General features: G+C 39.7%; 14 protein-coding genes. 2 read left to right on the forward strand and 12 right to left on the reverse strand.

The window, feature by feature from the left end:
• Positions 1 to 33 precede the first annotated feature (33 nt).
• From NST62_RS12150 to groES, 5 genes are all read right to left on the reverse strand, one after another.
• On the reverse strand, positions 34 to 321 hold the full coding sequence (locus tag NST62_RS12150; protein WP_141603095.1) for a metalloregulator ArsR/SmtB family transcription factor: 288 nt from the start codon (positions 319 to 321) through the stop codon (positions 34 to 36).
• 286 nt (positions 322 to 607) lie between these two features.
• On the reverse strand, positions 608 to 1,897 hold the full coding sequence (locus tag NST62_RS12155; RefSeq protein ID WP_342463297.1) for a glycoside hydrolase family 18 protein: 1,290 nt from the start codon (positions 1,895 to 1,897) through the stop codon (positions 608 to 610).
• 172 nt (positions 1,898 to 2,069) lie between these two features.
• Complete coding sequence (locus NST62_RS12160) at positions 2,070 to 3,275, reverse strand: EAL-associated domain-containing protein (RefSeq protein WP_141603067.1); 1,206 nt, start codon at positions 3,273 to 3,275, stop codon at positions 2,070 to 2,072.
• 556 nt (positions 3,276 to 3,831) lie between these two features.
• The gene (groL, locus tag NST62_RS12165; protein ID WP_342462933.1) at positions 3,832 to 5,454 is read right to left on the reverse strand and encodes a chaperonin GroEL; all 1,623 of its coding nucleotides are present in this window, start codon (positions 5,452 to 5,454) and stop codon (positions 3,832 to 3,834) included.
• A gap of 104 nt (positions 5,455 to 5,558) precedes the next feature.
• Positions 5,559 to 5,840, reverse strand: a complete 282-nt coding sequence (groES, locus tag NST62_RS12170) for a co-chaperone GroES (protein ID WP_141603065.1) — start codon at positions 5,838 to 5,840, stop codon at positions 5,559 to 5,561.
• Positions 5,841 to 6,346: 506 nt separating this feature from the next.
• On the opposite strand from groES, the gene NST62_RS12175 reads away from it, so the two are divergent.
• A complete protein-coding gene (locus tag NST62_RS12175; RefSeq protein ID WP_328215298.1) occupies positions 6,347 to 6,814 on the forward strand; it encodes a CPBP family intramembrane glutamic endopeptidase in 468 nt (155 codons plus the stop codon).
• A gap of 89 nt (positions 6,815 to 6,903) precedes the next feature.
• Here the strand turns inward: NST62_RS12175 and tatC are convergent, their stop codons facing one another.
• From tatC to NST62_RS12190, 3 genes are all read right to left on the reverse strand, one after another.
• Positions 6,904 to 7,788, reverse strand: coding sequence for a twin-arginine translocase subunit TatC (gene tatC, locus NST62_RS12180; protein ID WP_141603064.1), 885 nt, complete (start codon positions 7,786 to 7,788; stop codon positions 6,904 to 6,906).
• Positions 7,789 to 7,807: 19 nt separating this feature from the next.
• Positions 7,808 to 8,080, reverse strand: a complete 273-nt coding sequence (locus tag NST62_RS12185) for a twin-arginine translocase TatA/TatE family subunit (RefSeq protein WP_141603063.1) — start codon at positions 8,078 to 8,080, stop codon at positions 7,808 to 7,810.
• A 91-nt stretch (positions 8,081 to 8,171) separates the two neighbouring features.
• Positions 8,172 to 8,804, reverse strand: a complete 633-nt coding sequence (locus tag NST62_RS12190) for a redox-sensing transcriptional repressor Rex (protein WP_141603062.1) — start codon at positions 8,802 to 8,804, stop codon at positions 8,172 to 8,174.
• 125 nt (positions 8,805 to 8,929) lie between these two features.
• Between NST62_RS12190 and NST62_RS12195 the strand changes: the two genes are divergently transcribed.
• Positions 8,930 to 10,870 (forward strand): ABC-F family ATP-binding cassette domain-containing protein, encoded by a 1,941-nt coding sequence (locus tag NST62_RS12195; RefSeq protein ID WP_342462934.1) that lies wholly within the window; start codon positions 8,930 to 8,932, stop codon positions 10,868 to 10,870.
• Between the two features lie 436 nt (positions 10,871 to 11,306).
• Here the strand turns inward: NST62_RS12195 and tsaD are convergent, their stop codons facing one another.
• The 4 genes from tsaD to tsaE are packed head-to-tail and all read right to left on the reverse strand — an operon-like array spanning position 11,307 to position 13,937.
• Complete coding sequence (gene tsaD, locus NST62_RS12200) at positions 11,307 to 12,344, reverse strand: tRNA (adenosine(37)-N6)-threonylcarbamoyltransferase complex transferase subunit TsaD (RefSeq protein ID WP_141603060.1); 1,038 nt, start codon at positions 12,342 to 12,344, stop codon at positions 11,307 to 11,309.
• A complete protein-coding gene (gene rimI / locus NST62_RS12205) occupies positions 12,344 to 12,787 on the reverse strand; it encodes a ribosomal protein S18-alanine N-acetyltransferase (RefSeq protein WP_141603059.1) in 444 nt (147 codons plus the stop codon). The genes tsaD and rimI overlap by 1 nt, the downstream gene beginning before the upstream one ends.
• Positions 12,787 to 13,491: a tRNA (adenosine(37)-N6)-threonylcarbamoyltransferase complex dimerization subunit type 1 TsaB gene (gene tsaB, locus NST62_RS12210; protein ID WP_342462935.1), complete on the reverse strand. Its 705-nt coding sequence runs from the start codon at positions 13,489 to 13,491 to the stop codon at positions 12,787 to 12,789. Before tsaB ends, rimI begins: the two co-directional genes overlap by 1 nt.
• On the reverse strand, positions 13,488 to 13,937 hold the full coding sequence (tsaE, locus tag NST62_RS12215) for a tRNA (adenosine(37)-N6)-threonylcarbamoyltransferase complex ATPase subunit type 1 TsaE (RefSeq protein WP_141603093.1): 450 nt from the start codon (positions 13,935 to 13,937) through the stop codon (positions 13,488 to 13,490). The genes tsaB and tsaE overlap by 4 nt, the downstream gene beginning before the upstream one ends.
• Between the last annotated feature and the right edge of the window lie 503 nt (positions 13,938 to 14,440).

Below are 14,440 nucleotides of genomic sequence, written 5' to 3' on the forward strand. Positions count from 1 at the left end.
TACCTCCTTTATATTAGTATATGCTCATAAACTTCAATGTTTCGAATGCTCAATCGTTTGGTACAGCATATGTACAATGTGGTCATCATCGATAGAATAATACATTGTCGTTCCTTCCCTGCGATATTTGACAAGTCTCAAGTTCTTTAAAAAACGCAATTGATGGGATACATTCGGCTGGCTAAGATTTAATGTTTTCGCAATTTCATTCACTGAACATTCTTTTTGAGAAATTAAATATAATATCCGGATCCGCGTTGGATCGCTCAACGCTTTAAACGTCTGGGATACTAAAAATAACGTCTCCTCATCTAAATCCATTGTTTCTTCATCGCCATTGTTAAAGCCCTTATTTTCTTCCAACTTATTCACCACCAATTCTTATATAAACATTTATTCATATACAAATATTATATGTGATAATGCGGCGATCTGGTAGTACTTTAAAAAAAATTCGAAATTTGAATATATGCCAAATAAAAGAATCCACCCGGTTTTGCGCGGAATCTTTCCACAATATTCCTTATGTACAACGGAAAATTTCAGCCCGAGCCGGTCAGCCACTGACGTGATGAATCTTCCTCTAGACTCGGGCGATGCACGGATACTATCTTTTCACCACATTAAAGTTGTCTTGTATGAGCAGCCAATTTTGAGGAAATGCAAATCCCAGCTTCCAATAGCTGATGCCTCTCAAATTTAGTCTTTTCATTAAATCAAACTTTGCCTGAATGGATCTTGCATCTTCAAACCATACTTCATGATTATTCCCTTCATCGTCAACATAATAGAAAAATGGCGCCTGGGCTCTCGGGTCGTATTGAATTTCCGCATTATGTTCACGGGCAATGGCAATCGCTTGTTGAGGACTGATGGCTCTGGCATATTTTCCGCCTTCCACATAAGGCAGAGTCCAATCATAGCCATATAAATTCTGGCCCATCATAATCTTTTCAGCCGGCATTTCCGTCAAAGCATAATTTAATACTTTTTCTACTTCGGTAATGGGCGATACCGGCATTGGCGGTCCTCCCGAATACCCCCATTCGTAGGTCATCAACACAACAAAATCCACTATTTCCCCATGGGCGCGATAATCGTGGGCTTCATACCATTGTCCTGCCTGCTCCCGGGACAGTTTTGGAGCCAAAGCGCTTGATATCAAAAATCCTTCGCCATGCAAACGCTCCGCAGCTTTCCTTAAAAAATTGTTATAGGCTTCTTTTTGGTCCGGAGGCAAAAATTCAAAGTCAAAATGAATATTCGATACACTTCCAATCCGTTTTGCTTCTTCAATGATGTTGTCCAGCAAAACGTCTTGCACTGCTGCGCTTTGCAATATGTCTCTCCCCAGTTCTGCACTGAATTGGCCGTTCTCCAAATTTGTCACAACAAGCATCAAAGAGGCCCTGCTGTTTTCGGCCACTTCCGGAATTCCTTGTATCGGCATAGGAACCAGGCTGCCGTCTCTCCTTGCTTGATAACTGAATGTCGCCAGGTATGTGAGATACGGCCCCGCCTCGCGGGCACTATTTAATAATGTTTCGCTAACCGAGTTTCCTGACGGTTCAATATAGATATTGACTTCCGCCCTCGTTTTTTGGCGCGGTGGAATATATAATCGGATTCCAGGCATCAATGGCAGATTGGGATTAATGCCGTTGATCTGTGCAAGCGTAACATAATTTAATCCATATCGCTGCGCAATGGCAAAAAGGGTGTCTCCCGGTTGTACCCAATAAAAACTTCCGACAATCGGAATGACAATGGCTTGCCCTACAACCAATTCATTCGGCGTTTCAATCTGATTGGTTTGGATTATGGTTTGCGGATTTACATTATAGCTTTGCGCGATTCCCCAAAGGGTTTCTCCCGGCCGCACAACATGAATTTGAATAACACATCCTCCTTTTCGCGCTTATGCCAATCAATAGATTGTATGATGATGTTTTAAAGAAAATAACAGTTCAATGGCCTGTGGCAAAAAAACAGGCCACCCGGAAAGACCGCTCTCCGGATAGCCTTCATCCCTTTATGAATCTATCATCCTTTTGGAACAACTAAACGAGTTAATATAATAAATTATGTTCATATAAATAATCGTAAGAAATATCAACAAATAAATATTCGTTGTCATCCAATGCCATCGAAAATGTCCGGGTTAATTCTCCGGTTTTAATATCGCTATAGATATTTGACAATTCGCCTTTTGTATCTTCTTTTAATTTAATAATATTCATCAAGAAATACGGACGCCAGCTCCAGTTTTTCCCAAGAGCTTCTTTTTCCACTTCCCATTCGCCATTTTTTCGAACAATATTCGGCGAAATTTGAAAACCTTCTTCATCGCAAATGTAAAATCGAAAAGCATAAGGCGTCAATTTATTTGCCAGTGCCAAAAGCGATTCCTCATCATTGCTTTGGATTCTTGATTGTTCAACAATCGTCGCAATGGTTCTTTTCAATTTCTTCATTTCTTCATATTTTAACTCCAGTTGCTTTCTTTCAGTCGCAATAAACTGCTTGCAATCATTGCTGAACCGCTCTTTTAATGCGTCTGTCGGATTTAGTTGTGCAGAAGGTTTCTGTAAATATTCGCCTTTGAAATAACGCGCTCCATGCTTCCAGGCATGATGCAATTGGTAATCCGTTTTAATATCTTTAAACATTAAAGTGGCGCCCATTTTAATCGCCAAATTTTGAATGGTTGTAAACACATGGCTTTGCGAACCCCATGCATCATAATTTAGCTGGGCGATATTAATCATTAATACGGTCGGTTCCAGCATGAAAATTTGGTCCAAATTGCTGTCTTTTCCGATATCATCCAAAGCGATTTTGACTCCATAAGTTTTCATATATCGAATCGGATGATGCAGCTCTTCGGCATCCCCCTGATATTTATGGGCTGGAATCACTAAATAGATTTTTGGCAACAGGGACTCATCAATGGTTTGTTTGATTGTTTGAAAATACAATTCACCCACATCAGTCATAAACAAATTCGGGTTGCATGGCAAATAGAGATAGTATTCGTTCAATTTATTTTTTGCTTCTTTCAATGCCATTTTAATTAATTGCACTTCTGTTTCTTTTCTTAACTCTTCCGGCACTGATGAATCGTATGTAAAATTGACGATATCGATCGTATTTCCATTAATTTCAAGTTTACCGGAAACCTGAAAGGCGACAATTGACTGGGAATCCGCGCTAAAAATCGGTTCATAATACACTTCTATTTCATTTAATCTATCTAAAATATCCAATGCTTCCATAAGAAACCCCCACACAATACGATAATGTTTCATGCCAAAACAATACTCAGCTAATTGTATTATACATTAAAAAAGTAAGTATCAAAAAGAAACACATCCTGAACATTTTGGGTGGCCAGACAGGATGAAGATTGAAATGACAGGATCCAACGGAATGCCCCTTTTCTCACGGGTTCAAAAGGTTTAGTGCGGCAAATACGGCGAATCTTTCATACATCTAAAAAACACGCATTCCAATATAAAATACAATTTTGTTTGGCGAATTATTCTTTATTATAAAATAATTTTTTAATAAAACATAGTAATTTTATAAAATTTATTGTAAAACAAAGATTTTGTGATAAAACCTCCATTTTCTAATGATGGTTCAAAATAAATATTGATTTGATATTTATTTTGCGCAAGTTCAAAAGCAAAATCGAATCAATGAAGGTGCAAAAACAAAAGCAGCCGCTAAGAATGTCAGATTTAAGCAATGAAACTGCATGTTGGAAACACGAAAGAGGGTTCTTTCCAAAGATTTGGAAAGAACCCTCTTAGATTGAAACCCCGGATATTACATCATGCCGCCCATATCTGGCATTCCGGAATTTTGGGCTGGTGGTTCAGGAATGTCAGCTACCACCGCTTCAGTTGTCAAGAACAATGCAGCGACAGATGCGGCATTTTGAAGAGCAGAACGAGTTACTTTTGCAGGGTCAACGATACCTGCTTCAATCATGTTCACCCATTCGCCAGTGGCAGCATTGAAACCAATGCCTACTTCTTCACGTTTTAAGCGATCAACAATGATTGAACCTTCCAATCCGGCATTTTCTGCGATTTGACGAACTGGTTCTTCAAGAGCGCGAAGCACGATTTTCACACCAGTTGCTACATCACCATCAACTTCATCTAATACTTTTTCTACTGCCTTATAAACATTTACTAATGCAGTACCACCACCTGCAACGATACCTTCTTCAACCGCTGCACGAGTAGCGTTCAATGCGTCTTCAATGCGAAGTTTGCGTTCTTTTAGTTCTGTTTCAGTAGCAGCACCAACTTTGATTACTGCAACACCGCCAGCAAGTTTTGCCAAGCGTTCTTGTAATTTTTCTTTATCAAATTCTGAAGTTGTTTCTTCGATTTGTGCACGGATTTGATTTACGCGTGATTCGATTGCAGCTTGATCGCCTGCACCTTCTACGATTGTTGTGTTTTCTTTACTTACAACAACTTTGCCAGCGCGGCCTAATTGAGATATGTCTGCAGTTTTTAATTCTAGACCAAGGTCTGAAGTGATTACTTGTCCACCTGTCAAGATTGCGATATCTTCAAGCATTGCTTTGCGGCGGTCACCGAAGCCAGGAGCTTTTACTGCCACTACTTGGAATGTACCGCGCAATTTGTTCAATACTAATGTCGCAAGTGCTTCACCTTCAATATCTTCAGCAATGATTAACAATGGTTTGCTTTGTTGTACCACTTGCTCCAATAATGGAAGGATGTCTTGGATGTTGGAAATTTTCTTATCCGTAATCAAGATGTATGGGTTTTCTAATACAGCTTCCATTTTGTCTGTATCAGTTACCATGTAGTGAGATACGTAACCGCGATCAAATTGCATACCTTCCACTACATCTAATTCTGTAGCGAAACCTTTAGATTCTTCAATTGTGATAACACCGTTAGTACCAACGCGGTCCATTGCTTCAGAAATGAATTTACCTACTTCTTCGTCAGCTGCAGAAATGGAAGCAACTTGGGCGATTTCTTCTTTATTTTGAACTGGACGGGAAATGTTTTTCAATTCTTCGACTGCTGCAGCAACAGCTTTTTCAATACCTTTGCGGATGCCTACAGGGTTTGCGCCGCTAGTCACGTTTTTCAAGCCTTCACGAATCATCGCTTGAGCCAACACTGTTGCAGTAGTTGTACCGTCCCCGGCAACTTCGTTTGTTTTGGAAGCAACTTCTGCAACTAATTTTGCACCCATGTTTTCATATGGGTTTTCAAGTTCGATTTCTTTGGCGATTGTTACACCGTCATTTGTGATTAGAGGTGAACCGAATTTCTTTTCAAGTACAACGTTGCGTCCTTTTGGACCCAATGTCACTTTCACAGCGTTTGCTAATTTATCTACACCTTTCAGCATTAACGCGCGAGCTTCTTCTGCAAACTTGATATCTTTTGCCATTTTGCCTACCTCCGTATTTTTTCTTTCGGTAATCGAAACTGGTATTTAGACGCCTTAAAATTCATAAAATTGAACAGGCGTAAATGGAATTTTCGTTCTATTTATTATAAAACTGCCAAGATGTCACTTTCTCTTAAAATCAAATATTCTTTACCTTCATATTTCACTTCAGTTCCAGCGTATTTAGAGAAGATGATAGTGTCTCCGACTTTTACTTCGGGTTCAACGCGAGTTCCATTGTCTAATACTCGGCCAGAGCCTACAGCCACAACTTTACCTTCTTGTGGTTTTTCTTTTGCGGAATCAGGAAGTACAAGTCCAGATGCAGTTTTTTCTTCGACTTCGATTAATTCGATAACGACACGATCTCCTAATGGTTTTAGCAAGTGAAACAACCTCCTAATAATCGTATTTTAACTTCCCTTATTAGCACTCGTCCGTCCTGAGTGCTAACACATTTATAATAATAATGAATCATTCCTGCTTTTGCAAGGGAGAAGTATTAAAAATTTCTTTTCTAACAAGATTCCTCTACAATAGAATATGGTTGGCAATGTCATTAGCATATGCTATTTAATGCCTACATTTACATTTTAAACAATTTTTTTAGAAAGAGGGAATTATACGATTGGTTAGTCCAAAAAAAGTTCATACCCAAAAAACAGCTTTTTATGTATTAATGACGTATATTTGTTTTCAGCTTTCTTCTTTTTTGCTATGGATACCTCCTTTAAAGAAATTCCTTTTAGGTTTTATAGAACAGCAGGGAAAAGAGGCGGACATTGCGCTCGTCGCCTGGTGGTCTTCCATATCGGCAGGGATTGCCCTGATCATAGCTTTTATTCTAATTTCCAGAAATAAAAATTTTTGGAATTGTTTAAAGGGGGACAAAATGCCCGTTTTGCCGGCGATCGGTTGGGGGCTGGCAGGATTTTTTATGATTTATCTTGGCCAGATCATCGGTGTTCAAATTGAATCATCTCTAGGCATAAAACCAGGATCAGAAAATACAGAAGCGATCATCAACGTTACGAAAACAGCACCGATTATGATTTTGGCATCTGTCATCTTTGGTCCGATTTTAGAAGAGCTTGTATTCCGCCGGGTCATTTTCGGTTCCATCATGGAAGCCCAGAATAACTTTTGGGTGGCTGCCTTTGTGAGCTCCATCTTCTTTGCCATCATCCATTTGGATTTCAGCCATATCATTCTTTATACAATTACCGGTTTTATATTCGCTTTTTTGTACAATAAAACAAAGCGTCTCATTACGCCAATCATCAGCCATATGCTGTTAAACGGCTTTGTTACGTACATGCAGTTAAATCTTGATAATATCCAGCAATTTTTTAATCAGTGACATGCATCAGACGATTGTTTCTGGCAACCCCGATTTCAGCAAAACAAAAAACCTATTTTCAATGAATGGACTTTCATTGAAAATAGGCTTTAATTTTGCTGATTGATTTGTTCCATTTGACGGCGTTGTTCCGCCAGGGCAGCCTCCACTTGATGATTTACTGCCGCTTCCCTTTCCTCTTTCATCCGCTGTTCTTCCGCTTTTTCATATTTCTTATATCCAATTTTTGCAATAGCAATGCTGATTTCATATAAAACGAACAGAGGAATGGACATCAAAATATACGAAACCAAGTCGGGAGGCGAAATCAATACCGCAATGACAAACAACGCAAAATAAGAATACTTTCGAAATTTCACCATCCAAACAGGATTCAGTATGCCGAGCCGTGATAAAAAGAGGGTAATCACCGGAAGTTGGAACAACAAGCCAAAAGGTATCACCAATTTGAATAAAAAGCCGAAGTATTCGTTAATGCCGATCGTCTGCTGAATGCCCAATCGTTCAGACAAGCCCATCATAAAATTCATGACGTTCGGAAAAAGGATAAAGTAGCCAAACAATACTCCAGCCAAAAACAGGATAAAAGCGTAAGGAATATATTTTAATGTAGCCTTCCTTTCAGCTTCATACAGCCCCGGAGCTATAAACGCCCAAAGCTGATATAAAATCACAGGCGATGTTAAAATTAACGCGACAAAAAATGCGACTTCCAAATAAACGGTTAGCGGATCGGTCACTTTAAATGCGTTTAATGTGAGCCCCTGAGATTCTTCACTGTTCATTTGCCCATGATCCGGCTGAAAATATTTAATAAATGGCTCCGCATCATACTGGATGTATTTGATGATCGGCTCAGCAAAATAAAATCCGGCAAATAATGCAATCGCAAAAAAAACAGCACAAACGATCAAGCGCTTTCTTAATTCTTCTATATGCTCGATTACAGGAAGTTCTTTTGGATCCTTTTGCATTTACTAGACATCCTTAAAATTACTTATTATTTTCTTGTTCTTTCGCTTCAACCGTTTCAGTGGAATTTTTTTGCTGATCTATTTGAAGGGTAGTTTGTTCAATCACATTTTTTTTAGAATCCGTAATATCGCTATCATCAATCAAACCTTGCGTGCCTTTTTTGAACTCGCGCAAAGTCGTTCCCATAGCCCGTCCAAATTCAGGCAACTTTTTCGGCCCAAAAATGATTAACGCAACAACCCCAATTATAATAAGAGCTGACGGTGAAATCGCACTTAAATGGACAACCATGATGCCACCTCCTCAGTCATATGTAATTATTTTACCCCAATTCGACATATTTTTCATTACATATCAAATGGTTGTTTGTGAAAACTTTTTATCAATCACTATTACGAATCAAATAGATTAGAGCTTCCAATTCTACCGCCAAATCAATATTCATTACTTTCATCGATTCCGGAACATTTAAACGGACCGGCGTAAAATTCAAAATTCCCTTCGCGTTGATGGCTGCCAACCGGTCGGCAATCATTTGGGCCGAACGCGAAGATACCGTCAAAATAGCCAGTTCTGCATTGTATTTTTGATACATTTCCTCGAGCCGATCGGGATGATATACCGGAATCCCGTTTATTTCATGCCCTTCCATCGGAGCCTTTGTATCGAAAGCAACAACTATTCTTGTATTATGATTTTTCTGGAAATTATATTTTAAAAGAGCGCTTCCTAAATTCCCCACACCAATAAGGGCAACATTCGCCCCCTCGTCCTGATCGAGGATCTGTCTGAAAAATTCCAATAAGTAAGCAACATCGTATCCATAACCTTTTTTCCCTAAAGCGCCGAAATAGGAAAAATCCCGTCGGATCGTGGCTGAGTCAATCTTCATTGCCTCGCTTAATTCCTGGGATGAAACCCTCTGTTTTCCGGCATTTGCGAAATTTTGCAGAAATCGATAATAAAGAGGAAGTCTTTTTGTCGTTGCTTGTGGAATTTTTATATCTTTTTTCACGATAATCCCCCTGCTTCAAATCGAAATTGATTTTATATTACTAAACATAACAAAATAAGTAAAGCGTCCACATTGCCTGAATTCCTTCTATCGATTACACTTAAATAATGAATTGAGGTGTAAACATGATCATACTTCAAGTAAATCAAGTATCAAAATCCTACTTAGCTGATGAAATTTTAAGCGATGTCAAATTGGAAATTCAACATCGGGACCGTGTTGCACTGGTCGGCCGCAACGGCGCCGGGAAAACCACTTTGCTAAAAATCATCGCCGGCCAAATTCCGTACGATTCCGGGGAAATCATCATTCCTAAAGATATAACAATTGGCTATTTAGAGCAACATACAGGCCTTGATTCGCAAAGGACAATTTGGGAAGAAATGATGACGGTATTCGAACCGTTAAAAAAGTTGGAAAAGAGGCTCCGGGAATTAGAACAGCAAATGGCCGATCCTTCCGTCTATGAAAACCCTGAGAATTACGATCGGATCATGAAAGAATATGATCAACTGCAGCATACATTTAAAGAAGCCGGCGGTTATCAATATGAGGCGGATATCCGCTCCGTTCTGCATGGTATGAAATTCTACCCTGACATGTACGGACAAACCGTTTCATCCTTATCGGGAGGGCAACGCACACGGCTGGCCCTTGCCAAATTGCTACTAAGCAAACCGGATTTATTAATTTTAGACGAGCCTACCAACCATTTAGATATCGAAACTCTAAACTGGCTTGAAAATTATTTAAAATCTTATGATGGCGCCATTCTAATGGTTTCCCACGACCGTTATTTTTTGGATCAGATTGTTCATATCGTATATGAGGTATCGAGAGGCCGTGTAACCAGATATATAGGAAATTATAGCGATTATTTGGAACAAAAAGCAAAACAGTACGAACGCGATTTAAAAATGTATGAACAGCAGCAAGATGAAAAAGCGAGACTGGAAGCCTTTATTCAAAAAAACATTGCCCGCGCTTCCACTGCCAGACTTGCAAAAAGCAGGAGAAAAATGCTGGAACGCATCCAATGGATGGAAGCTCCTGACGGTGATGAAAAATCCGCAAAATTCGGGTTTGAAATCGAACGACAAAGCGGAAACGACGTGCTGTCAATCGATAATTTATCCATTGGGTATGATCATGAACATATTATTTCACGAAATATCAACTTGCGCATTTTCCGGCAAGATCGGGTTGCCATTGTCGGCCCAAACGGTATCGGAAAATCCACTTTGCTAAAAACCATCGTTAAAGATTTGCCGGTTTTATCCGGCAGCATCCGTTACGGAACAAACGTCAAAATCGGTTATTATGATCAAGATCAAACGAAACTTCACAGCAACAAGACGGTTTTGAATGAACTATGGGACGAATGGCCGCTTATGAACGAAAAAGATATCCGTTCCATATTAGGTCAATTTTTATTTAGCGGCGACGATGTCCTAAAACCTGTACATTCCCTGTCCGGAGGAGAAAAAGCGCGTCTAGCCCTTGCCAAGCTAATGCTGGAAAAAGCGAATTTCCTTGTCCTGGACGAACCGACGAACCATCTCGATTTGGACAGCAAGGAAGTATTGGAAAACGCGTTGATGGACTACCCCGGAACGATTTTATTTGTTTCCCATGACCGTTATTTTATCAATAAAATCGCCACAAAAGTGATTGAATTATCTCCAACAGGCTCGATGGAATATTTGGGGGACTATGACTATTATGTCGAGAAAAAGCAAGAATTGATGGAATTGGCCGGAATGAGCGTGGCGAAAAAAGAAGCAACGCAAGAAACCAAGCCCGAACGTTCATCGTCAGCCAATAAAGAATTCAAAAAAAGAGAAAGACAAATCCGAAGAAAATTGGAAGAGATTGAAAATAATCTTGCTAATTGTGAAGAGGAAATTAAAAACATCGAGCTCAAGCTATGCGAACCGGAAATTTTCAGTGATTATGAAAAAGCATTGGAGCTGCAAAACCAACTGGATTCGTTTAAACAAGCCTACAGCGAACTCGAACTGGAATGGCTGGAACTGCAAGAAGAGTTGGAAAATCTTCAATCCTGATTTGCTGCCTGAAAAATTGTTCAGGCGGCTTTTTCTTTGTTTCTCAAATTCTTACCGACATGTTGTATTGCCCATATATCTTGGTCAATAGACAAATTTCGATAATAATTTCCCACAATTTTATTCACAATCAAAACTCAGTAATATCAACATATCAACAACATTTTCCACAGTATCCACATTACAATTTTTTATTATCCACATTTGATTCTGAAAAAATACACACAATATATTGATTTCCCACAATTTTATCACAGGTTATGCACAAGTTATCCACAGATTGTGCATAAGTACGAATGTTCGTCTTGACAAATGAAGAAAGATATTAACATACTTGTGGATAACTTTTCAGAAAAATAAAAAATATTTTAATTCTGTGTATAACTTCAATAAAAAAAGATATGACAAAATATGTCATATCCGAAAACCTTTTATATTATGATTGACGAAGATTGTCGTTTTCGCCAATCCAGCTCTTTAATTCCTTTCCAGGCAAACCGTTCATCGATAAATCGCTTCTGACACCCGCTTCATACATGTAAGCCGCACAGGCTGCAATCATCGCCGCATTATCGGTGCATAAATTCAATGGAGGAGCCGTAAAAGGAATTCCTTCTTGCTCAAGGGCTTTCCGGAGACTTTCCCGCAATCCCCGATTTGCAGAAACACCTCCGGCCACGATCACTTGTTTTACACCAAAATCCTTTGCAGCTCTTACGGTTTTCGTTGTTAATACTTCCACTACACTGTCCTGAAAGCCTTTGGCAATTTCTTCAGGGACAATTTTTTCCCCTCTCTGCTCCAAATTATGTTTATAGTTAATGACAGCGGATTTTAGCCCGCTAAAACTAAAGTCATACGAATCCTCCAGCCACGCCCTCGGAAATTCTACTCCCCTTTTAGCTTCATGAGCCATCCGGTCAATATGCGGACCGCCCGGATAAGGCAAATTCAGGACGCGGGCCACTTTATCGTATGCTTCACCCGCTGCATCATCGCGGGTTTCCCCGATCACTTCGAAAGAACCGTGTTCCTTCATATACACCAATTCCGTATGTCCTCCGGAGACAACAAGCGCAAGAAGCGGAAATTGCATCTCTTCCACGAGAGCCGTTGCATAAATATGGCCGGCAATATGATGTACTCCGATAATGGGCAACCCATGGGCAAAAGCGAATGCCTTTGCAGCATTAATGCCAATCAATAATGCTCCGACAAGCCCCGGCCCTTCCGTTACTGCAACTGCATCCAAATCTGATGGAACGATGTTTGCCTTTGCCAACGCCTCTTCTATAACAATGGTAATTTGCTCGACATGATGGCGGGACGCAATCTCCGGTACGACCCCTCCAAATCTTTTTTGACTTTCAATTTGTGAAGCGACGACGTTGGAAAGAATTTCATTTCCATTTCTTACGACACTTGCTGCAGTTTCATCACAACTCGTTTCTATCGCTAAAATTAAGTTTTCCATTATAGTTTCACCCACATTACTAAAGCATCTTCATGATTATCTGCATAATACCCCTTCCGGATTCCGCCTTCCTGGAATCCGAGTTTTCGGTATAAATTTTGTGCAACCTCATTGGATACCCGTACTTCCAAACTCATCATATCCGCATTATGTTCCTTCGCCGCCCGCATCGCTTCCCTCATCAGCCCTTCCCCGATTCCTTGGCCTCTGGCTTTCTCTGTTACGGCCACATTCGTGATTTGGGCGGAATCAATGACAATCCACATACCACAATAGCCAACAATATTTCCATCATCGTCTTCTGCTACGATGTAATATGCATAAGGATTCACACGCATTTCATAATGGAACGAATCCAAGGACCAAGGAGTGGGAAAGGATTCGACTTCGATAGCATGTACTGCCTCCACATCTTGTGCGGTCATTTTCCTATATCGTACCATCATGATTGCTCCTTTTGATGTTGCTCTAGCCATTTTGCTTCCGCTTCAGCCAAACGGTAATATTTTGGAACAAAGGAATGGATCGTTTCCAACGATGGCAGAGGTTCTTTTTCAGCCAACTCAATTAGTTTAGAAGCTCTTGGCAAATTGAGAGAAGAAGGCGCAAATTTGGCTTGTTCGCCTAAAACTGTCTGAATATCTTCCTTAAATTTTTGAACATCCATGCCCACAAACAGAATCTGATCGTTATATTCTTTTAACTGCTGCAGCAATTCTTCCAAAGAACCGTGATGTTCCGGAATAACTGTTTCTAAATTCATTCCTCGGTACGCTGCTGCATAAACATTTTTTCTTCTTGCATCGAATAATGCACAAATGATTCCTTTGTATAATTCCGCATTGCTTGCGAGCACTTTTAAACTGGATACACCGGCTAAAGGCTTTCTTAATGTCCATGCCAAAGTTTTTGCGATTGTCACGCCAATTCGCAATCCGGTGTAGGAACCTGGTCCTTCCGAAACCGCGATTGCATCAATGTCAACGGGGGTTAAATTGGATTTACGAAAAACTTCTTCAATTGCCGGCATGCAGGTAACGGAATGTGTCATGTTTGTGTTTTGCACAATTTCTGCCAACACTTGTCCATCCCTGACAATTGAGACGGAAAGTGGTTTATTTGAAGTTTCGATTCCTAACCAAATCATTGAAATAACTCCTCACATAGCCGTTCGTATCGTTTACCGACCGGTTTAAAGATGAATTTCCTTTTATTTTCTCCCATTCTTTGAATTTCAATTTCTAATCTTTCATCAGGCAAGTGATCTTCAATTAAATGCGCCCATTCGACAACCGTAACGGCATCACCGTAAAATATTTCTTCCCATCCTAAATCTTCGTCACTGTTTTCCAATCGATAGACATCAAGATGGTTTAAAGGCAATCTGCCTTCATATTGTTTCATAATCGTAAAAGTAGGGCTATTGACCGTCCTGGAAATGCCGAGTCCTTTGGCCAAAGCCTTGATGAATGTTGTTTTTCCGGCACCTAAATCTCCTTCAAAAGTAATATTATCCCCAGGCTCAAGCAAATTCGCCAAACGAATGGCCAATTGGTTCGTTTCTTCTAATGAATGGACTTCCTTTTCATACATTCCCATCACGTATCCTCTCACCTAACATCAACAATAGTTTATCGAAAAGAGCCTATCATCTTCAATGAAAAGCAAAATAAAAACATCTCTCTATATAGTAACGCATTGCTTTCTTATCTAAAAATAAATTGTTTCAATTTGTTATATAGAGAGATGCTCCGGCAATTTTTATCTATAAAGATAGTGGAGGAGAAAGTGGAGAAGGCTTACCAATAAAATAAAAACGAGTACCACGGTGTTTCTTTTTAAACGCTTCATTTTTTCACCTCAAAAAGGGGATTTATATTATATTTATTCTGTTTCTTTTTTTGTGCCATGGCATGGTAGGGACTTCCTCTTGGATTCAAACCATTTGAGCAAAAATCCTTGCTTCTCAATGTAAAAAGCCATTACTGCCAAAACAGTAATGGCTTTTTTACAACAATCTACTTCGTTCCCGGCTTTTCGCTTCCTTCTGATTTGAATCACCTTTTCTTTATATTGCAGCTTCCTTATTCTTTCGA

The sequence above is a fragment of the Ureibacillus sp. FSL K6-8385 genome (genome assembly GCF_038593155.1).
Classification (GTDB): Bacteria; Bacillota; Bacilli; order Bacillales_A; family Planococcaceae; genus Ureibacillus; species Ureibacillus terrenus.